This window comes from Streptomyces iranensis, assembly GCF_017874715.1.
GTDB lineage: Bacteria > Actinomycetota > Actinomycetes > Streptomycetales > Streptomycetaceae > Streptomyces > Streptomyces iranensis.
This window is the reverse complement of record NZ_JAGGLR010000025.1, coordinates 69,679-89,094: the sequence shown is the minus strand read 5'-3', so window position 1 is coordinate 89,094 and position 19,416 is coordinate 69,679. Positions and strand designations below refer to the sequence as shown.

The window sequence follows — 19,416 nt, the reverse complement described above, 5'->3', positions numbered from 1 at the left end:
GGCCAGGGCCGCCCCTCGGAATCCTGGCCTCCGTGGAGACCGCTGTTGGATCAGACCTGGATCCGGCGCTCCACGGCGTCGGCGATCTCGGCCAGTGCCTGGTCGATCGGGACGCCGTTCTTCTGCGAGCCGTCGCGGTAGCGGAAGCTCACCGCACCGTTCGCGACGTCCTCGTCACCCACGATCACCATGAACGGGATCTTGGACTTCTGGGCGTTGCGGATCTTCTTCTGCATCCGGTCCGAGGACGAGTCCACCTCCATCCGCAGGCCCTTCGCCTTGGCCTGCGCGGCGAACTCCTCCAGGTACGGCACATGGGTGTCGCCGATCGGGATGCCGACCGCCTGGACCGGGGCGAGCCACACCGGGAAGGCGCCCGCGTAGTGCTCCAGCAGCACCGCGAAGAAGCGCTCGATCGAGCCGAAGAGCGCCCGGTGGATCATGACGGGCTGCTGGCGGGAGCCGTCCGCCGCGGTGTACTCCAGGTTGAACCTGGCGGGCTGGTTGAAGTCGACCTGGATGGTCGACATCTGCCAGGTGCGGCCGATCGCGTCCCGGGCCTGGACCGAGATCTTGGGGCCGTAGAAGGCCGCGCCGCCCGGGTCCATGACCAGCTCCAGGCCCTGCTTCTCGGCGGCCTTGCGCAGCTCCTCGGTGGCCTCTTCCCACTGATCGTCGCTGCCCATGAACTTGTCGGAGTCGTCCCGGGTGGACAGCTCCAGATAGAAGTCGCTCAGGCCGTAGTCGCGGAGCAGGTCCAGCACGAAGGTGAGCAGATTGTCCAGCTCATCGGCCATCTGCTCCTTGGTGCAGTAGATGTGCGAGTCGTCCTGGGTGAAGCCCCGGGCCCGGGTCAGGCCGTGGACGACGCCGGACTTCTCGTAGCGGTAGACCGTGCCGAACTCGAAGAGTCGCAGCGGCAGCTCGCGATAGGACCGCCCGCGCGCCCGGAAGACCAGGTTGTGCATCGGGCAGTTCATGGCCTTGAGGTAGTAGTCCTGGCCCTCGAACTCCATGGGCGGGAACATGCCGTCCATGTAGTGCGGCAGATGGCCGGAGGTCTCGAAGAGCTTGGCCTTGGTGATGTGCGGGGTGTTGACGAACTCGTACCCCGCCTCCTCGTGCCGCTTGCGCGAGTACTGCTCCATCTCCTTGCGGATCACGCCGCCCCGGGGGTGGAACACCGCGAGGCCCGAGCCCAGCTCATCGGGGAAGGAGAACAGGTCCAGTTCCGCGCCCAGCTTGCGGTGGTCGCGCTTCTCGGCCTCGGCGAGGAAGTCCAGGTACGCCTTCAGCTCGTCCTTGGTCGGCCAGGCGGTGCCGTAGATCCGCTGGAGCTGGGGGTTCTTCTCGCTGCCCCGCCAGTACGCGGCGGCGCTGCGCATCAGCTTGAAGGCCGGGATGTTCCGCGTGGTCGGCAGGTGCGGACCGCGGCACAGGTCCTTCCAGCACAGCTCGCCGGTCTTGGCGTCGAGGTTGTCGTAGATGGTCAGCTCGCCTGCGCCGACCTCGGCCGACGCGCCCTCGGCGGCGTCCGCGGCCGACCCCTTGAGCCCGATCAGCTCCAGCTTGTACGGCTCGGCGGACAGCTCCTCGCGCGCCGCCTCGTCGGTGACCGCGCGGCGGGAGAACCGCTGCCCCCTCTTCTGGATCTCCTGCATCTTCTTCTCGATGCGCTTGAGATCGTCCGGGTGGAACGGGGTCTCGACGTCGAAGTCGTAGTAGAAGCCGTCCTTGATCGGCGGGCCGATGCCCAGCTTCGCCTCCGGGAACAGCTCCTGCACCGCCTGGGCCATGACATGCGCGGTGGAGTGGCGCAGGATGTCCAGACCGTCCTGGCTGGTGATCTCCACCGGCTCGATCTCATCGCCCTCGGCCGGCCGGTACGCCAGATCCTTGAGCTGCCCGCCCACGCGCACGGCGACGATCGAACGGTCGCCGGTGAAGAGGTCCGCCGTCGTAGTGCCCGTGGCCACCACGCGTTCTTCCCGCTCGGAATCGCGTTGGATGATCACACGGACGTCTGACACCGGTCTCTCCTGACTGATGGATGGCTCCCCGCGGCGAATGCCGCGCAGCGTGAATCGTACCGAGCCGACGGGCGGGACCGCGAAACGGTTGTGGACGCCGTCACCGCGCGGGGTGACGGTCACCGGGCGCCGTCACCGCGCGCGAGGGCCGTCGGACGGACGCCGTCACCGCCCGGGGCGGCCCTCGCCCGGCCCATCACGATCCCCGGCGGCGGTCAGGGGCCGCCGCCGCACGCCTCCTCGAAGAAGTCCAGGTTCTCCTGGAGCGATTTGACCAGCCGGTCCCGCTCGGCCTCGTCCACCTGGACCGGGGCGACACCGCCGGCCCCGCTGAGCCGCCGGAAGCCGCCGCTGCTCTCCAGCCGCCCCCGCACCCGGATCGGCAGCCCCACCAGATGGGCATGGCCCGCGATGCGGTAGTCCTCCTCGTCCAGGGTGATCCGCACCTGCGCGACCTCCGCCCCGGAGAGCACCCGCAGCCGCACCGTCCCGGGACCACCGGGTCCGGTACGGCGCAGCCGTACCACCGCACCCGTGAGGCACACCGGTACGGACGGCTCATCCCGGACATAGCGGGCGCCCGCCTCCCTCAACCCCGGGAGATCTCCGGGCGAGAACTCCACCGGATCGGGCCGGGCGGCGAACCCCTGGGGCGGACCGGCGGCCGGTGACCACTCCAGCGCCACCCGCGCCCCCTCCGTGCCCTGGACCAGCGCGATCACCGCCCCGGTCAGCTCCCGGCTGGCCCCCGCCGCGACCGCCACGTCATACGCCTCCATCCCGCCGGTCGTCCGGTGGTAGTCGGCGGCGTCCCGGAGGGCGTACAGCGCGCGCAGCAGGGTGACGGCGGTGACGCGGCCGTCCTCCTCGACGGGCACGAAGACGGTCAGCTCACGGCCGCCGGACTCGGTGCCCGGGGGCCCGGTCAGCACCCGCTCCAGGGACGCCTCGGCGGCGCGGCGGTGCCGGGCGCCGTAGTAGCCCGCGCGGCCGCGGGCGGCGAGCGCTCCGGCCAGCAGAGTGTCGCGGGCGGCGGCGCGCAGCCGCTCCTGCGCGGTCCAGGCGGAGGTGCCACCGGGGGATTCGGGCACCTCGCGCCGCCAGCGGATCTCGTCGCTGGGCACGGCGAGGCCGGTGAGCACCTCGCGGGCGGAAGGGGCGGCGCTGCGGCTGAGCGCCATCAGCGCCTCGCCGAGCAGATCGCCGCTGTCGGGGAAGTCCCGGCTCTCGGGCACCAGCAGACTGGTGCCGCCCGCGAGCCGCCCCGGCGGGGTCCAGCGGGCGTAACGCCCCGGGGCGCCGCCGCGGCGGCGCCAGCCGTGCCGGGCGAGCAGGGCGCCGAGGACAGCCGGATCCACCTCGCCGGGGCGCGGGACCGACAAGGGTGCCGGGTCGTCCTGGGGCCATGGCCGATCCATCACGGTCTCCCTCCCGCCCCGACCCGGGTCATGATCTCGCAGAGCGCGCGGTCGTCGAAGATCCGCGAGGTCGGGATCCGCACGGTGGTCCGGCGGCGGCCCGTGACCGCGTGGCCGGCCAGATTGATCCAGTAGCAGCAGTGGCGCAGGGACAGGCGGTCATGCCCGGCGCGCAGCCAGTCCTCCTGGCCGCGCGGCACGATCATCACCACGAGGATCTTGTGCACGGAGACCGGGCTGCGGGCCAGCTTGACCAGATGGTCGTTGTCGAGCGTGAAGGCGAAGGTCGGCCCCGGAGGGTCGGGCGCGATCTGGTACGTGGCCTTGAGCTGCACCTTGATGGTGACCTCGTCGTCCACGGCGTGGCCGGGGGCGCTGTGGCTGACGTGCCAGTCGATGCCGTGGTCGGGGAAGGGCTGGGCCAGTGAGCAGCCCGCGGCGGCGGCCACCGCGTGCAGATAGCCCACCTGAAGGGTCTCCATACAGGCGGTGGTGGCGATTTGGCCACGCACGGGAGGTGATCCGCTCAGGGCAAGGCCGCTCGCCGTCGGGGCCGGGTCGGGTGTTGCGAGCGTCATGTCCGTGACGCCTTCCGGTCGTCGCCGGCTTCGTACACCTGTGTTGTCTCCGCGTCAGGACCTCCGCAAACAGCGGCGGTTCGAGGCCCTCCCTCCGGGTATCACCTGGTCGGGGCGGGATCAGATGTCATCGAGGGGAAATGCACGAGGAGTTGAGGCCATGCCGTCCTGGTTCGAAGGGCCGCTCGCCGCCTTTGACACGGAGACCACGGGTGTCGATGTCGAGCATGACCGGATCGTATCGGCGGCCCTGGTGGTGCAGCGCGGAACCGGAAGTCTGCCGGAGGTCCGGCGCTGGCTGGTGAGTCCGGGGGTGCCGGTGCCGCCGGCCGCCACCGAGATACACGGTCTGACCGACGCTCACCTCCAGCGTCACGGCAGATGGCCGGCGCCGGTGGTGGACGAGGTGGCGCGGGCGATAGCGGAGCAGGTCACGCGGGGCACCCCGCTGGTGATCATGAACGCGCCGTTCGATCTGACCCTGCTGGACCGGGAGTTGAAGCGGCATCGCAACTCCAGCCTGGCGGGCTATCTTTCGCTGCGCTCGATGACCGTTCTGGATCCGCGGGTGCTGGACAAGCATCTGGACCGCTATCGCAAGGGCCGCCGCACCCTGATCGATCTGTGTGAGCACTACGGCGTGGAGCTGACCGGCGCGCATGACGCGGCGGCGGACGCGGCGGCCGCACTGCATGTCGTGCGGGCGGTGGGCCGCCGGTTCGCCTCCCGGCTGGAGACGCTGACACCCACCGAACTGCACGCGCGCCAGACGGTCTGGTACGCGGCGCAGGCCCGGGGGCTGCAGGCGTGGTTCGCGCTCAACGGCTCGGACGAGGTCTGCGACCCGGCGTGGCCACTGCGTCCGGATCTTCCGGCCGCGGCCTGACGTACGAACGCGGCGCGCGGTTGACCGCTCAGGCCCGGCGCGCCCGACGCTCAGGCCCGGCGCGCCCGACGCTCAGGCGCGGCGGAGCGAGAAGGGGTGGCCGGCCGGGTCGGAGTAGATCCGTATGTCGCGCAGACCACCGTTGTTCTTGGTGTCCAGCGGCCGGGCGCCCAGGTCGACGACCTGGCGCTCCGCGGCGTCGACGTCCTCCACCAGCAGGTCCAGATGCGCCTGCTGGGAGTCGTCCGGCCGTGGCCAGCTCGGTGGGGCGAAGCCGTGGTCGCGCAGGAAGGCCATCCGCGACCCGCCGGGTGCGACGATCTCAACCCGGTCGGGGGTGGTCAGCGGCTGGATCTCCGCGCCGAGCACCCGGGCGTAGAACTCGGCGAGCTCTTCGGGTTCGGCACAGTCCAAGGACAGTACGGCTGCGGTCGCGACGGCCATGAGTTCCCCTCCACATCGTCACTCACGGAAGTTTTATCCGGATACCCCGCTGCTGGCCGTACAAGCACACGAACATGAGGCCGGGCCGCCTGCTGGCGGCCCGGCCTCATGGGGTGGTGGGCGATACTGGGTTCGAACCAGTGACCTCTTCGGTGTGAACGAAGCGCTCTCCCACTGAGCTAATCGCCCGGGTTGTTCTCTTCGGGGTCTCCCCGGCGGAACGACCTGAACAATACAGGTCGCGACGGGTCTGGTTCAAACCGCATTTCCGCCGGAGGGCCCGGAGGCAGGACCGGGCGGCGCCCCGGCCGGACCGGCGGGCCGCGCGGCGAGATGCGCCCGCAGCCCCCGCAGCCCGGAGCGCATCATCAGGGCGTGGTTGGCCCGGAAGACGGGACGCCCGGGGAGCGCGAGACGGCGCAGCAGCGGCTTGCGGGCCACCACCTCCTGTTCGAAGAGGGCGCGGGTGCCGGTCCCCTGGGGCAGCACCGTCCAGCGCGCCCAGCCCTCCAGATCGCCCGCGAAGCCGATCTCCAGCACGCCGTCCGCCGGGTCCTGCCGTGCCTCGCTGACGATCAGCCGCAGGTCGTACGGGACGAGGGAGCGGAAGCGCGCGGCGCCGCTGCGCTCGTCGATCCGCCGGACCTCACGGACCTGGGGCCACCACCGCGGATAGTCGTCGCCGTTCGCCAGCGCCGCGAAGACGGCGGCGGGCGGAGCGTCGAGGTCCCATCGGCTGCGGAAGCGGTAATGGCACCAGTCCATGCCCTCAGTGTGGTCCGACCGTGACGGCGTGGCCAGCCGGCTGACCCGGCAGCTTGTCGCCGACGAGCGCGAGGTTCTGGATCGCGGCGAGGCCGTACTGGGCGGTGGCGTTGGTGCTCACCCAGGCCGCCTCGACGCCGGGTTCCAGCACATCCGGGCCCTTGAGCTCAACCGTCTTCCAGCTGGTGGTGACGTCGGGGTAGCCGTCGCCCTCGTGGTATTCGGTCACCTTCTCGGCCGTGAACGGCCGAGCTTGTGTGGCTCGGTGGTTCACGCCTTGTCGCGCTCCCGACTGCCCCCTACGACAGGACGGTCACGGGGCGCATCTCGCTTCAGGCCGGGGTGGGCCCTGGAGCGACGGGCATGGTGACGAATACCCACGCCGAGCGTGCGCGATCGCGCACGTTGACCCCGGCGACGAGGTCGGAGGGGCCAGCGAGCCCGCACCGACGACAACGGAAATGGTCCCGGTCGGGTCGGTTGGCCCGACCGGTGTGCCCACAGCGCGGACAGCGCTGCGAGGTATAGGCCGGATCCACTTCGAGGAACGGCACCCCGGCCCGGCGGGCCTTGTAAGCAAGGTGCTGTCCCAACTGGTTGAAGGGCCAGGCAGAGAGCGTGCCGCGCTGGTCGCGGCGTAGCCGTACCCGGTCCCGGACCCCGCCGAGTTCCTCGACAGCCATCCCGCGACCGGTGCGTTGCGCGACCGACACGATCTCCTTGCTGATCACATGGTTCATGTGGGTGGCATGACGGTGCTCCCTCTTGGCGCGGCGGGCCAGCCGACGGGTGGCCGAGCGGGTCTTCTTAGCCTGGAGTTCGGCACGTTTGCGGGCCTGCCAACGCCGGTAACGGGACAGGCGCCGTCCCTGGGAGTTGGTGTTGTCGCTGGTGGTGGCTAGATTGACGATGCCGCGGTCCACTCCGATCCAGTCGACCGGCTCGAAGACCTCGGGGTCGGGGATCTCACAGGTCGCGGCCAGAAACCACTTCCCGTCCCGGAAGATCAGGTCACTTTCGCCCTTACGGTACGCGACCAGAGTCTTGAGCTGGTCGGGCGAGGCGGCGAAGCCGATGTTCTTCAAACGGCCGTGGACGGTCCAGATCGAGATGGTGCGGGCGTCCATCTGCCAGGACAGGCAGCGGTCGTCGAAGGGCTGGGCCGCCTGCAGCCCGAAGGCGATCGGGGAACCGATGGCCTTGCGGTGCCTCTTCGAGTCCGCCGTGCCGAGATGGCCCGCCTTCAGGTTCGCGCGCAGGGTGGTGTAAGCGTCCACGACTTTCTTCACCACCCGCACCACGGGCTGCGCGGACAGTGCGTACTGGGCCTTCAGATCCGTGTAGACAGCCTTTTGCAGATCGTTGCGGCTCGTCACACCCGTCTCGTACGCAACCCTCGAAGCCTGGTCGACGGCCCGGTTGCAGGCACGCAAGGTGGCCTCAAGTGCCGCCGCCTGCACGGGCGTCGGCAGCAGCTTCACCTGCACCGCCAGCTTCATGACCCAGACGATAGTGCGACCATGCAACAGACATGTCAGTTGTCCGGCCCCTTCATCACGATCGGCGAGCAGTAGTACGTATGTACGCATTGCCCGGCTCGCCGGACAGCTGAGGCGGACGCTCCGCGCTTACAGAAGATGACTGACGCAGGTCCGGGCCGGGGTCGCGGCGCAGCCCGGTGACGCCCTTGACGGCCTCGGTGAGAAAGCCCTTGCCCTCGCCCGCGATGCGGATGTGGCGGTCGTACGCCTCGTCGCGCATCGGCACGGAGAAGCGGACGCCGAGACCCCGGATGAAGTCTTCGTTCTGATCGCCGTCGAACGTGATGGTGTGCACCATGCGGAAGGAGTCGGCGCCCGCGTAGAAGTAGAGCCGGATGCTGAAGGGGAGCCAGGCGCGGCGGCCCTTGCGGTGCTTGCCGTCGATGCGGACGACGGCGCGGACGGGGCCCTTCTGCTCGACCTTCGCCCCGCTGATCTCGCCGTCGAACCGCTCCCACTCGGCACGGCCGTGGTCGCCGTCGTCCACGTCGCCCTGGCGGAGCAGGACCAGCCGACCGTCGCGGGCGATCTCGGTGGAGCCGCGGGTGACGGAGCGTACGAGCTGTTTGCCGTCCTTACCGATGACGGCCCTGATGACCCCGGTGTCGACGGTGATCCTGCCGTCGCTCTCGGAGACGGTGACCTTCTTGGCGGGCGCGGCGGGCGTGCCGGTGGTGAGCTGGTAGGCGCTGCCGGTGAGGCCCTCCCCCGCCGCGTGCGCGGTCCACTTCAGCGATCCGTCGGGCCAGTAGGCGGTGGCCCAGGTCTGCAGGGGCACGTGGGTGCCGTCGGCGGTGGTCAGCGCGAAGGTCCGGTCGCCGGAGTGGGCGCCCTTGGGCCAGGGGACGCCGAAGGTGGAGCCCGCGGCCGCGCCCAGGCCGCCGTCCTCCAGCCAGGTGATGTCCACGGGCTCGGCGGCGGCCTTCTCGGCGGGGCTGTCGGCGGCGGCCTGCGGGGCGTTGTGGGCCAGCAGCCAGGAGAACGGCACGGCGGCGCCGGTGGCGGCGGCGGCCTTGAGGAGGTTGCGTCGGGGGATCGGGGGCATGTCCGCTTCACCTTTCGTACGGGGGCAGGTGCATGACATGAGTGAGGGAGAGGCTCCGGGGTGGGCGGCGCCTGGGCAGGGGTGGAGCCGGGTCAGACGCGGGCGCGGCGCTCCACCGCGACCGCACAGCCCGCGAGGGCGCCCGCGGCCGGGGCGATCAGCGGCAGCATCTGCCAGGCGGCGACGGCGAGTACGGCGAGCCCGCCGATGAGCAGCAGCGATCCACCGGGGTCGGTGGCCAGCCCCTGGCGCGCGGCGGTACGGGCGGCGTCCGGCCAAGCGGCGCCGGGCCGCCGTAGAGCCGCCGTCCGCAGCCCGAGGACGACCACCGCGAGCAGACCCGCCACGCTCACGGCGATCAGCGCGGGCCCGCCGGGCAGGGCCCCGGAGCGGGCCACCCGCAGATCGAAGGCGAGCAGCGCGAGCGCCGCCCACCACAGCAGGGAGAACCGCCAGCCGCTCCGGGTCGCCTCCCGCAGCCCGGCCAGGAAGTCCCGCCAGGTGGACCGCTCACCGTCCAGATGGCGGCCCAGGTGCGCACAGCCGGCGGCGAACGCGGGCAGCAGGGTGATCACCGGCAGGGCGGCGAGCACCACCCAGACGCCGGTCAGCAGGCATTCGGCGAACAGCGCGAAGCGCAGCGGGCCGTGCCCGGGGCGCCGTACGGCGGCTGCTCGCCCGACTTCTGGCCCGGCGGCTCCCATGATCTTCCCCATGACGGCCTCAGCCCTTCAGTCCGGAAGTCGCCGCGCCCTCGACCAGATGGCGCTGGAAGGCCAGGAAGAACAGCAGCACCGGCAGCAGGGCGACCATCGACATGGCGACCATGCCTCCGTAGTCGGCGACGGAGTCCTGGTCGATGAAGAGCTTCAGGCCCAGCGAGACCGTGTACTTGTCCGGTTCGTTGAGGTAGAGCAGCGGTCCGATGAAGTCGTTCCAGGACCAGATGAAGGTGAAGATCGCGCTGGTGATCAGGGCCGGGCGGCACAGCGGCAGCACGATGTTCCAGTAGATGCGCAGATGGCCACAGCCGTCCAGCCGGGCCGCCTCGTCCAGCTCCCGGGGCAGCCCGCGCATGAACTGCACCAACAGGAAGACGAAGAAGGCGTCCGCCGCCAGGTACTTGCCGAGCAGCAGCGGCGCATACGTATTGATCAGGTCCAGCTTCTGGAACAGGATGTACTGCGGAATGATCAACACCTGGAACGGCAGCAGCAGGGTGGAGATCATGAGCGTGAAGAGCGCGTCGCGCCCCGCGAAGCGGATCCTGGCGAAGGCATAGGCCGCCAGTGAGCAGGAGAACAGCACGCCGATCACCGAACCGGCCGCCAGCAGCAGCGAGTTGGTGAAGAAGGTCGAGATCGGCACGTCCGCGATGCCGTCGCTGAGCCGGAGGTAGTTGTCGGTGATCGGATCGGTGGGCAGTAACTGGAGGCTGCCGACGATCTGGTCACCGGGCTTGAACGAGCCGCCGATCACCCACACCACGGGGTAGAGGATCACCGCCAGCACGGCGAGCGCCCCCACATGCCAGATGACAGCCCGCGCAGCGCGCCGGGACACGCTCATTGGGCATCCTCCTCGTAGTGCACCCAGCCGCGCTGGGTCCTGAACAGCACGGCGGTCACCAGGCCGATGCCGAGCATCAGCATCCAGGCCATCGCGGCGGCGTAGCCCATGCGCAGATTGCGGAAGCCCTGCTCGTAGAGGTACCAGCCGTAGACCAGCAGGGAGTCGCCCGGTCCGCCGGTGTTGGTGCCCGACCCCGCGATCACCACCGCCGAGGTGAAGACCTGGAACGAGTGGATGAGCTCCAGCAGGAGGTTGAAGAAGAGCACCGGCGAGATCATCGGCAGGGTGATGGACCGGAACCGCCGCCAGCGGCCGGCGCCGTCCATCTCGGCGGCCTCGTACAGCTCGCCCGGCACCTGCTTCAGCCCGGCCAGGAAGATCACCATCGGCGCGCCGAACTGCCAGACGGTCAGGGTGATGAGGGTGGGCAGCGCCCAGTCCGGGTCACCGATCCAGCCGCCGACGTCCCATCCGAAGAGACTCATCGACTTGTCGACGACCGCGTTGTCGTTGAAGATCGCCCGCCAGACGACGCCGATGCTCACACTGGCGCCGATGAGCGAGGGGGCGTAGAACGCCGAGCGGTAGAAGCCCTGGCCCTTACGGGGTTTGACCAGCAGCAGCGCCACGGCGAGCGCCGCCGCCAGCTTCAGCGGGGTGCCGATCAGTACGTACTTCAGCGTCACCTGGACCGAGGTCCACCAGCGGTCGTCCTCGAAGAGGTCCCGGAAGTTCTTGAACCCGATCCACCGGGGCGAGTCGAAGAGGTTGTAGTCGGTGAACGCCAGATAGAGCGAGACGAGCATCGGGCCGAGGGTGAGCAGCAGGATCCCGATACACCAGGGTGTCAGGAAGAGATAGCCCGCGAGGGTCTCCCGGCGGCCCTGGCGCCGCCCCGCCGCCGGGGCGGGGCGGGCGCCGCGGGCCGCCGCCCCGGGGGTCGTCCCGGGGGTCGTCCCGGGGGTCGCCCCGGGGGTCGCCCCGGGGGTCGTCCCGTCGGGAGGCCGCACTCCGTCCGCCGCACGCGTCGTGGTCGGTGTCACGGAAGCTCTCCTCACGAGCCGAGCGCGGACTCGGCCTCGCTGAAGAACTGGTCGACCGCCTTGCCCATCGAGGTCTGCCCCAGCGCGACCTGGGTGTAGATCCTCAGGAAGGCGGCCTCGGCGACATCGGCGCCGGCCGGATGCGGAGTGATCGGCTCCAGCTTGGTGCTCACGCTCTTCTCATACGCGGCGATCTTGGCGTCGACGCCCTGGGGCCGGTAGGCGTCGTACTGGGCGGTGGTCGCCGGGATGCCGCGGTTGTAGCCCATGATCTTGCCCACCTCGGGGTCATGGGTCATGAAGTCGATGAACTGGGCGACTTCCTTGGGGTGCTGGGTGCGGGCGGAGCCGCTGAGCATCAGCGAGGAGAGGTACTGGGCGGTGCGCTTGCCGTCCGTGGTCGGGATCGGTCCGAGGTCGAGGGTGGTCTTGGTCTCGGCGGCGAAGCGGACCAGGAAGTTGTCCCAAGTGAACTCGGAGGCCGACAGATCGGCGCTGATCGACGCCTTGGGCTTGGCCTGCTCGGACTTCTTGCCCGGCACCAGCTCATCGGCCTTGGCGTGCTGCTGCCAGCGGCCCCACCACTCGGTGAGGTCGTCCTTGGTGAAGCCGAGCTTGTTGTCCTTGGTGAAGAACGCCTTGCCGTTCTGCCGCAGATACAGGTCGTAGAGGTACATCACATTGGCGTTGTCGCTGGCGCCGTAGAGGGTGCCGCCGCCCTTGCGCACCTTCTTGGCGGCCGCGAAGAAGTCGTCCCAGGTCCATCCGTCCTTGACGGTCACGCCGGCCTTCCGATACGCGTCCGGGTTGTAGAAAAAGGCGAAGGTATTGGCGCCGACCGGCACTCCGAGGAGCTTGCCGTCGATATCCCCGGCCTTCTCCAGTCCGTCGCGGAATCCCTTCAGGCTGAGATTTCCGGCGTCGGCCTGACCGTTCAGATCCAGCAGAAGGTTCTTGTCGCCGTATTTGCGCAGGAAGGCGTAGGAGTTCTGGAAGACGTCCGGGGCGTTTCCGCCCGCGGCCTGGGTATTGAACTTGCTCCAGAAGTCGGTGTATTCGGAGAAGTCCGTCTTGACCTTGATGTTCGGATGTTCCTTCTCGAAGAGCTTGACCGTCTTCTGGATCAGCTCCGCGCGGTCCTTGGCGCCCCACCACGAGTAGCGGATGGTCACCTTGCCGTCTCCGGAACCGCTTCCCCCGCCGCAGCCGGTGGCCAGCAGCCCCAGCGCGGCCACCACGGCCGCGGCCACCCGGACCCCTCTCGCCTTCGCCGTCCATCGCCCAGCACCCATGACACGCCCCTCCCGGGCAGGTCGTCCGACTGCCCCCGCTAGCTTGAAACGTTTTAGGCAAGCGCTTGCCGGGACAAGTTAGGGACCAGCGAGGCGTACGTCAACGGTTCGGACAGGATCACTCAGGATCGCGGTGAAGCGCTTCGACGAAAGCGCTCAGAGGGACCGCCGACCACCCGGCACCGGACACCTTCGGACATGCGACAACACCGAGGGCCCGGAAGGCAGATGCCTTCCGGGCCCTCGGTCCAGGGTGGGCGATACTGGGTTCGAACCAGTGACCTCTTCGGTGTGAACGAAGCGCTCTCCCACTGAGCTAATCGCCCTGGCGCACGCCCAACATTAGCGTATGCCGGACCGTGCTCATGACCAGTCCCATGACCAGTCCCATGACCGGTCCTACGACGCCGGGCCGCTCACTGCTCGATCTTCCACGGCATCACGACACCGAACTTCCACACATAGGCCGACACCGCCACGGCGCAGATCACCACCGCGATCGAGGTCAGTATGAGATTGCGCCTGCGCACCCTCGGATCCAGGGCACGGTGTGCCGCCTCGGTGACCTTGCGCTTGGTCCAGGCCAGCACCAGCTGGGCCCAGACGAACTCGGTCGCCCAGATCGCCATTCCGGCGAAGATCACCAGCCATCCCGGACCAGGCAGGGGCAGCAGGACGACACCCAGACCCACGACCCCGAGACCGACGATGAACACGCCGACCTGCCAGCTCAGGTGGAGCGGGCGGGACCGTTTGATGAACCGCGGCGCCCGGGAGCCCCAGACCGGCTCCTTCTTCGGCGCATCGCCCCCCGTCGCGACCTGGGGCCCCGTTTCGGCAGTCCCGCGCCGCCCGTCACTCTCCGCATTCATGTGACCCAACTTACCTGATCGTTTGAAGTCACCGGAACGGCGGTAGTGGCCGGTCCGGAGCTGGGCCGCATGAGCTACCAGAAGAGCCGCAAAACGGTCAGAGGGGTTTACAACGGCACCGTAGGTGGCATGTCGATTTCGCCGACGTGCGAATCCCCGAGCGCACACTGAGCGAAAGGCCCTGGCGCTTATGAACACCACGGTCAGCTGCGAGCTGCACCTGCGCCTCGTTGTGTCGAGCGAATCCTCACTGCCTGTACCCGCGGGCCTGCGGTATGACACGGCCGACCCTTACGCCGTGCACGCCACCTTCCACACCGGAGCCGAAGAGACGGTCGAATGGGTGTTTGCCCGCGATCTTCTCGCCGAGGGTCTGCACCGGCCCACCGGCACCGGCGACGTCCGGGTGTGGCCGTCCCGCAGCCACGGCCAGGGAGTCGTCTGCATCGCCCTGAGCTCCCCGGAGGGGGAGGCACTGCTCGAAGCCCCGGCGCGGGCCCTGGAGTCGTTCCTGAAGCGAACCGACGCCGCGGTGCCACCCGGTACCGAACACCGCCATTTCGACCTCGACACAGAGCTCTCCCACATCCTGGCGGAGAGCTGAGACCCGGCGAGAGCTGAGCGCTCGGCCGTCCGACTCGGGGAGACGGCGCGAGCCGGGGCGCGACCGCATCACGTACCGACGATCCCGACCATGGCAATCCCGACAACGGCAGAGGCAGGCGACGGTGCCGTCGCCGCGGCAGCGCCCGCGGTGACGGCACCGTCGTGTGACCGTCCGGCACCGTCGCATGACCGCCCGGGGCCGCCCTGGGCCGCCTGGTGACCGTCCGGGGCCCGGCAGGACTAGAGTCGGGCAGATCGAGGGCAGCCCAGGGGCAGCCGCCGACCCAGCCGGCCAGGGAGCCAATCGTGCTGATCAACCACGACACCCGGTGCGCGCTCGACGCCGTCGTCGATCTGGTGAACACCGCGCCCGAGGGCGCGGACAAGGACGACCTCGCCGATGTCGCCGCACTGCGCCGGTTCGTCGAGCGCAATGACATCAGCGACATCGGCACGCTCGGGGAGCGCGACCTCACCGCGGTACGGGCCGTACGGGCCCGGTTCGCCGAGGTCTTCGCGGCGGCCGGGAACGAGGCCGCCGCCCGCCGCACCGCCGAACTGCTCAACGCGATGATCGCCGCGGCCGGCACCACGCCCCGGCTCACCGACCACGACGACTACGACTGGCATGTGCACTACTTCGCGCCCGGTGCCTCGCTGGCCGACCACCTCACCGCCGACTGCGGGATGGCGCTGGCGTTCCTCGTGGTGGGGGGCGAGCGGGAGCGGCTGCGCCGCTGTGAGGCCCCGGACTGCCGCCACGCCTTCGTGGACCTGTCCCGCAACCGCTCCCGGCGCTACTGCGACAGCCGCACCTGCGGCAATCGGCTGCATGTCGCCGCGTACCGCGCCCGGCGCCGCGAGGCCGCGAGCTGACCACCCGCGTACGGGGTCGGAGGCCGGGCGGGACGCCTCACCACCGGTAGAGGTCGTGGACGGCGGTCACGAAGAGCAGGGTGCCGATGAACGCGAGGAACCACATCAGCGGCGGCTGCGAGAGGGCGAAGAGACAGCCACGGGCCTCGTCGCTCGGCGGAACAGGGGGTCCTTCGATGGGGGAGTGCTCCCCGGGCGGTGATTGCAACATCTCGCGGAGATCATGACCCAGCCATGAACCCGCCTGCGACCGGTGATCGTTTTTTGATCGGTCGCTTGTCAGATCCCGTGCTTTTTGAGTATGGCCTCGATGTCGGAGAAGTCATCTGTGCCAGAGCTCGTTCCGCCCTTGGTCTTCGGCTTCCCCGACGCCTTGACCCCGGTGGCTCCCCGGCCGGGCCCCAGAGCGGGCTCGGACGCCCCCGCGGACACCCCGCCGGCCCGTTCGGCGGCGGCCGCCGCGCGGCGCTCCTTACGGGTGCCGCCGGAGCGGTGCTCGACCGCCCGCGTGATCATGAACAGCGCCCAGGAAATGCCCAGCAGGCCGAAGCCCAGCCAGATGCTCGGCTTGAAGACCAGGTCGGTCAGCCAGTCCAGGATCCCGGTCATGGCCAGGCCCAGCGGGATCAGGGCGTAGGCGGCGATCCGCGTCGCCGCCAGGAACCGCTTGCGGTAGGCGGTCAGCCCGGCGATGCCCAGACCGGCCGCGGACAGCGCGGCGCAGATGGTGTCGGTCAGCATCGTTCCTCCCGCGAACTGGGCTTCCGGTACGTCCATCGTGCACCCCGTAAGGCGGCCGGGGCCATGGCCCGAGCCCGGGATCAGGGACATCTCCGGGTACGGATCAGGGTCCGGGGGCTGGAAGACTGGCCCCATGAGCCACACCGACCCCTCCCCCCGTCCCGTGCTCGACGTCTGGTGCGAGCTGCAGTGCCCCGACTGCCGTACCGCCCTGGGCGATCTGCGCGCGCTGCGCGACCGCTTCCAGGACGCGCTGGAGATCCGGCTGCGCCACTTCCCGCTGGAGCGCCACGGGCACGCCCACGCGGCGGCGCAGGCGGCCGAGGAGGCCATCGCCCAGGGGCGCGGCTGGCCGTTCGTCGAGGCCGTCCTGGAGCGCACCGAGGAGCTCGGGACCCGCGGTGAGCCGGTGCTGGTGGAGGTGGCCCGGGAACTGGGGCTGGACGCCGAGGAGATGGACACCGCGCTGGTCGACGGGCGGCACATCCTGATCGTGGACGCGGACCAGGCCGAGGGCAAGGCGATCGGGGTCACCGGCACCCCCACGTATGTGATCGGCGGCGAACGGCTCGACGGCGGCAAGAGCCAGGAGGGGCTGCGGGAGCGCGTCGAGGAGATCGCCGCCCGCCTCCTCGCCGAGCGGTCCTGAAGCCCTGAAAGCCCTGGAAGCCCTGGAAGCCCTCGGAACAAGCCCTTACAGCAGCGGCTTGTAGAACAGGTACTTGATCGACTCGTAGCCCAGCGACTCGTACAGCCGCAGCGCCGGGGTGTTGCCGCCGAAGACGTGCAGGCCCAGGCTATGCGCCCCGTGCGCCAGGCTCGCGCGCTCGGCGGCCAGCATCAGGGTGCGGCCGTGTCCGTGGCCGCGGTGCTCCTCGGCGACCTCAACGGCGCAGACGTACGCCTCACCGCTCTCGGCGGCGTCGGGCTCCCCCTCGCGCAGCGCGATCCAGATGGTGCCCACGTCCGTGCCGCCGTGGGTGAGGACGCGCAGCAGGGCCGCGGGGGTGTCCGGGCCCTGCGGCAGCAGCGTCGCGTATTCGGTGTCCGCCTTGGTGTCGGCCTGCTGCCGGGTGAGCCCGCGCGCCAGCAGATCGGCGACGTATCCGGCCCGCTTATGGGCGTGCCACGCCGGGTAGTCGGCCTCCGTAAGGGGACGTATCGCGCTGCCCTCGGGCAGCTCGGGCGGGTCCGTGAGCCGCTTGAGCATGTTGCGGCCGCGCTCGCGGTAGCCGAGCGCGGCCGTGAGCCCGAGGGCGGTCGTGGCCGACGCGGGGACGCTCACCACCAGCTGGGTGCAGCCCCAGCCGCGCAGCACCTCCTCGGCGGCGAGCGCGGCGACCGTGCCGCGACCGCGGTGCCGGTCGGCCTCGTCGATGTGGAGCTGCTCGATACGCCCGGCCGCCGGGCCCAGACGGGCGTCGGTGGCGAGGCGTACGGAGCCGACGGGGCGGCCGTTGACGCACACCTCGTACGCGCGGGCACGCCCGCCGCCGTCGGTGTGCCGTTCGGGCGCGGTGGGCCGCAGAGTGGTGGTCACGAAGGTGTTCTACCGGCCCGCCGGGCGATCGTCACCCGTTTTCCGGCGCGGATCCGCCACGACGGGCCGGTCGGGTCCCTGGCCCGCCCGCTCAGGGCCCGTTGCCCCCGCCACCCGCTCAGGGGTCGATGTCCGCGGCCGCCCGCTCGACGAAGATCCGCAGGGCCTCGGCGGTGACCGGCCCGGGGGCGCCGGGCAGGGTGTGGCCGTCCACGCGGTGGACGGCCTGTACGTCGCGGGTCGTGGAGGTCACGAAGACCTCCTCGGCCCGGTACAGCGCGTCCAGCGGCAGATCGGTCTCCTTGGCGCCCACCCACTCCAGCACCAGGGCGCGGGTGATCCCGGCGAGGCAGCCGGAGGAGAGCGGCGGGGTGTGCAGCTGGCCGTCGAGGACCACGAAGACATTGGAGCCGGTGCCCTCGCAGAGCGCGCCGACCGTGTTGCCGAAGAGGGCCTCGGTGGCGTCGTGCTCGCGGGCGCGGGCGAGCGCGACCACGTTCTCGCCGTACGAGGTGGTCTTCAGGCCGGTGAGCGCCCCGCGCTCGTTGCGCGCCCAGGGGACGGTGACCACGGCCGTGGCGTCGGGCCTGCGGGCCGCCTCGACCAGCGCGACCACCACGGTGGGCCCGGCCGTGCCCCGGTCGGAGCCGAGCGGTGAGATCCCTCCGGTGTAGGTGATCCTCAGCCGCCCGAACGCCGCGGGGTGGGCCTTGAGCACCTCCTCGCAGCCCCGCCGCACCTCGTCCAGGTCCGGCTCGGGGAGCCCCAGGCCCGCGGCCGAGCGGGCCAGCCGCCGCAGATGGCGGGTGAGGGCGAACGCCCGCCCCTCGGTGGCCTTGACGGTCTCGAAGACGCCGTCGCCGACCGTGAGCCCATGGTCGAACACGGACACCATGGCGCTGTCCGGGTCGCGGAGGGATCCATCGAGCCAGATGGCCGGTTTCATCGCGTCGCCCTTCCCGTTGTCTGCTGTACACCCGTTGTCTGCTGTACACCCGACGCTACCGCGAGCAGCCGGGCGGCCTTGAGTTCCGTTTCGTCCCATTCGCGCTCCGGCTCCGAGCCCCATGTGATGCCCGCCCCGGTGCCGAACCGCAGCACGGCCCCGGCCGGGCCGCGGTCGATCCAGAAGGTCCGTATCCCGACCGCCAGCTCACCGGTGCCGCGGTCGGCGTCGACCCAGCCGATACCGCCGCAGTACGGGCCGCGGGGCGCGGTCTCCAGCTCCTCGATGACGCGCAGCGCGCTGGACTTGGGCGCGCCGGTGACCGAGCCGGGCGGGAAGGTGGCCGCGAGCAGTTCCGGCCAGCCGGTGCCGGGGGCGAGTTCGCCCCGCACCGTGGAGACGAGATGGACCAGACCGGGGTGCGGTTCGACCGCGCACAGCGCCGGGACGGTCACCGAGCCGGTGGCGCAGACCCGGCCCAGGTCGTTGCGGACCAGGTCCACGATCATCACGTTCTCGGCGTGGTCCTTCTCCAGCAGGTCCTCGGGGGCGCGGCCGGTGCCCTTGATGGGGCCGGACTCCACGGTGCGCCCCGTGCGCCGCAGAAACAGTTCGGGCGAGGCCGTGGCGACCTCCACCCCGTGGGCCGGCAGCCTTACGGTGCCCGCGTACGGGGCGGGGTTGCCCAGGGCCAGCAGCGCGGTCAGCGCGTCCACGTCGGCCCCGGCCGGATCGGGCAGCGGCGCGGACAGCACCCGGCAGAGGTTGGCCTGATAGACCTCGCCGGCCGCGATCCGCCGCCGGACGTCGCGCACCCCCGCGGTGTAGGCGGCCCGGTCCAGTGACGAGGCCCACTCCCCCGCCGTGGGGCCGCGCCAGCCGCCGGGCGCGGGCGGCGGCACCGGCTCGGCCCGTACATCCCCGAAGCGAGCGCAGACCAGACGGCCCTCGAAGTCCGCGACAACGGCCCAGAAACCCTGGGTTTCCAGGGCCGACGGGTCGCTGGTGACATCCCGTAGATCGGTGGCGAGCAGGCCGCCGAAGCGGGCGAGCGGGGGCAGGTCGTGCACGGTTGCGAGTCTATGGTGCCCAGGTCAGGGCGGCCTCGGGAGGGAGTGCGGCGCGCGAGCAGGGCAGCACGCTGCGGAAACGGAATTTGAGCTGGCCCCGGAATCCGCTAGAGTTCAACACGTCGCCGGGACGCGGAAGCGCCCCGGAGAA

General features: G+C 70.6%; 20 protein-coding genes, 2 tRNA genes and 2 pseudogenes. 4 read left to right on the top strand and 20 right to left on the bottom strand.

The window, feature by feature from the left end; all coding sequences use genetic code 11:
* Positions 1–50: 50 nt before the first annotated feature.
* From thrS to J2Z30_RS37355, 3 genes are all read right to left on the bottom strand, one after another.
* The gene (gene thrS, locus J2Z30_RS37365) at positions 51–2,030 is read right to left on the bottom strand and encodes a threonine--tRNA ligase (RefSeq protein WP_044568582.1); all 1,980 of its coding nucleotides are present in this window, start codon (positions 2,028–2,030) and stop codon (positions 51–53) included.
* A gap of 215 nt (positions 2,031–2,245) precedes the next feature.
* A complete protein-coding gene (locus J2Z30_RS37360) occupies positions 2,246–3,448 on the bottom strand; it encodes a hypothetical protein (protein WP_107073257.1) in 1,203 nt (400 codons plus the stop codon).
* Positions 3,448–4,026: a DUF4365 domain-containing protein gene (locus tag J2Z30_RS37355; RefSeq protein WP_044568585.1), complete on the bottom strand. Its 579-nt coding sequence runs from the start codon at positions 4,024–4,026 to the stop codon at positions 3,448–3,450. Before J2Z30_RS37355 ends, J2Z30_RS37360 begins: the two co-directional genes overlap by 1 nt.
* A gap of 160 nt (positions 4,027–4,186) precedes the next feature.
* Between J2Z30_RS37355 and J2Z30_RS37350 the strand changes: the two genes are divergently transcribed.
* Positions 4,187–4,912, top strand: a complete 726-nt coding sequence (locus tag J2Z30_RS37350; RefSeq protein ID WP_044568586.1) for a 3'-5' exonuclease — start codon at positions 4,187–4,189, stop codon at positions 4,910–4,912.
* 72 nt (positions 4,913–4,984) lie between these two features.
* Here the strand turns inward: J2Z30_RS37350 and J2Z30_RS37345 are convergent, their stop codons facing one another.
* From J2Z30_RS37345 to J2Z30_RS37290, 12 genes and pseudogenes are all read right to left on the bottom strand, one after another.
* A complete protein-coding gene (locus J2Z30_RS37345; protein ID WP_020867103.1) occupies positions 4,985–5,356 on the bottom strand; it encodes a VOC family protein in 372 nt (123 codons plus the stop codon).
* Between the two features lie 114 nt (positions 5,357–5,470).
* A tRNA-Val gene (locus J2Z30_RS37340) sits at positions 5,471–5,545 on the bottom strand.
* 66 nt (positions 5,546–5,611) lie between these two features.
* Complete coding sequence (locus J2Z30_RS37335) at positions 5,612–6,121, bottom strand: SRPBCC family protein (protein WP_044568588.1); 510 nt, start codon at positions 6,119–6,121, stop codon at positions 5,612–5,614.
* Between the two features lie 4 nt (positions 6,122–6,125).
* Positions 6,126–6,344 (bottom strand): annotated as a pseudogene (locus tag J2Z30_RS37330) (exo-rhamnogalacturonan lyase family protein); the annotation flags it as partial.
* Positions 6,345–6,453: 109 nt separating this feature from the next.
* Entirely contained in the window at positions 6,454–7,620 is a 1,167-nt protein-coding gene (locus J2Z30_RS37325; protein ID WP_245388876.1) for an RNA-guided endonuclease InsQ/TnpB family protein, read from the bottom strand.
* Between the two features lie 115 nt (positions 7,621–7,735).
* Positions 7,736–8,707, bottom strand: a pseudogene (locus tag J2Z30_RS37320) (exo-rhamnogalacturonan lyase family protein); the annotation flags it as partial.
* Between the two features lie 92 nt (positions 8,708–8,799).
* Positions 8,800–9,423 (bottom strand): YesL family protein, encoded by a 624-nt coding sequence (locus tag J2Z30_RS37315; RefSeq protein WP_078956526.1) that lies wholly within the window; start codon positions 9,421–9,423, stop codon positions 8,800–8,802.
* A gap of 7 nt (positions 9,424–9,430) precedes the next feature.
* Positions 9,431–10,276 carry a carbohydrate ABC transporter permease gene (locus J2Z30_RS37310; protein ID WP_044568591.1) on the bottom strand — a complete coding sequence of 282 codons (846 nt, stop codon included), beginning with the start codon at positions 10,274–10,276 and terminating at the stop codon, positions 9,431–9,433.
* A complete protein-coding gene (locus J2Z30_RS37305) occupies positions 10,273–11,322 on the bottom strand; it encodes a carbohydrate ABC transporter permease (RefSeq protein WP_044568592.1) in 1,050 nt (349 codons plus the stop codon). Before J2Z30_RS37305 ends, J2Z30_RS37310 begins: the two co-directional genes overlap by 4 nt.
* 11 nt (positions 11,323–11,333) lie before the next feature.
* Entirely contained in the window at positions 11,334–12,614 is a 1,281-nt protein-coding gene (locus tag J2Z30_RS37300; protein ID WP_044568593.1) for an ABC transporter substrate-binding protein, read from the bottom strand.
* 254 nt (positions 12,615–12,868) lie between these two features.
* Positions 12,869–12,940, bottom strand: a tRNA-Val gene (locus J2Z30_RS37295).
* Positions 12,941–13,030: 90 nt separating this feature from the next.
* On the bottom strand, positions 13,031–13,486 hold the full coding sequence (locus J2Z30_RS37290) for a TIGR02611 family protein (RefSeq protein ID WP_044568594.1): 456 nt from the start codon (positions 13,484–13,486) through the stop codon (positions 13,031–13,033).
* 190 nt (positions 13,487–13,676) lie between these two features.
* On the opposite strand from J2Z30_RS37290, the gene J2Z30_RS37285 reads away from it, so the two are divergent.
* On the top strand, positions 13,677–14,090 hold the full coding sequence (locus J2Z30_RS37285; RefSeq protein ID WP_003959770.1) for an SsgA family sporulation/cell division regulator: 414 nt from the start codon (positions 13,677–13,679) through the stop codon (positions 14,088–14,090).
* A gap of 308 nt (positions 14,091–14,398) precedes the next feature.
* The gene (locus tag J2Z30_RS37280) at positions 14,399–14,968 is read left to right on the top strand and encodes a CGNR zinc finger domain-containing protein (RefSeq protein ID WP_044568596.1); all 570 of its coding nucleotides are present in this window, start codon (positions 14,399–14,401) and stop codon (positions 14,966–14,968) included.
* 37 nt (positions 14,969–15,005) lie between these two features.
* On the opposite strand, the gene J2Z30_RS37275 is transcribed toward J2Z30_RS37280, so the two are convergent.
* Positions 15,006–15,179 (bottom strand): hypothetical protein, encoded by a 174-nt coding sequence (locus J2Z30_RS37275; RefSeq protein WP_209469003.1) that lies wholly within the window; start codon positions 15,177–15,179, stop codon positions 15,006–15,008.
* Positions 15,180–15,247: 68 nt separating this feature from the next.
* Complete coding sequence (locus tag J2Z30_RS37270; RefSeq protein ID WP_209469008.1) at positions 15,248–15,709, bottom strand: hypothetical protein; 462 nt, start codon at positions 15,707–15,709, stop codon at positions 15,248–15,250.
* Positions 15,710–15,842: 133 nt separating this feature from the next.
* Between J2Z30_RS37270 and J2Z30_RS37265 the strand changes: the two genes are divergently transcribed.
* On the top strand, positions 15,843–16,358 hold the full coding sequence (locus J2Z30_RS37265; RefSeq protein ID WP_044568598.1) for a DsbA family protein: 516 nt from the start codon (positions 15,843–15,845) through the stop codon (positions 16,356–16,358).
* 45 nt (positions 16,359–16,403) lie between these two features.
* Here the strand turns inward: J2Z30_RS37265 and J2Z30_RS37260 are convergent, their stop codons facing one another.
* The 3 genes from J2Z30_RS37260 to J2Z30_RS37250 all read right to left on the bottom strand — a co-directional run bounded on the left by J2Z30_RS37260 (position 16,404) and on the right by J2Z30_RS37250 (position 19,265).
* On the bottom strand, positions 16,404–17,249 hold the full coding sequence (locus J2Z30_RS37260) for a GNAT family N-acetyltransferase (RefSeq protein WP_044568600.1): 846 nt from the start codon (positions 17,247–17,249) through the stop codon (positions 16,404–16,406).
* A gap of 118 nt (positions 17,250–17,367) precedes the next feature.
* On the bottom strand, positions 17,368–18,195 hold the full coding sequence (locus J2Z30_RS37255) for an aminotransferase class IV (RefSeq protein ID WP_044568601.1): 828 nt from the start codon (positions 18,193–18,195) through the stop codon (positions 17,368–17,370).
* Positions 18,192–19,265, bottom strand: a complete 1,074-nt coding sequence (locus J2Z30_RS37250) for a chorismate-binding protein (protein ID WP_044568602.1) — start codon at positions 19,263–19,265, stop codon at positions 18,192–18,194. The genes J2Z30_RS37255 and J2Z30_RS37250 overlap by 4 nt, the downstream gene beginning before the upstream one ends.
* Positions 19,266–19,416: the final 151 nt, after the last annotated feature.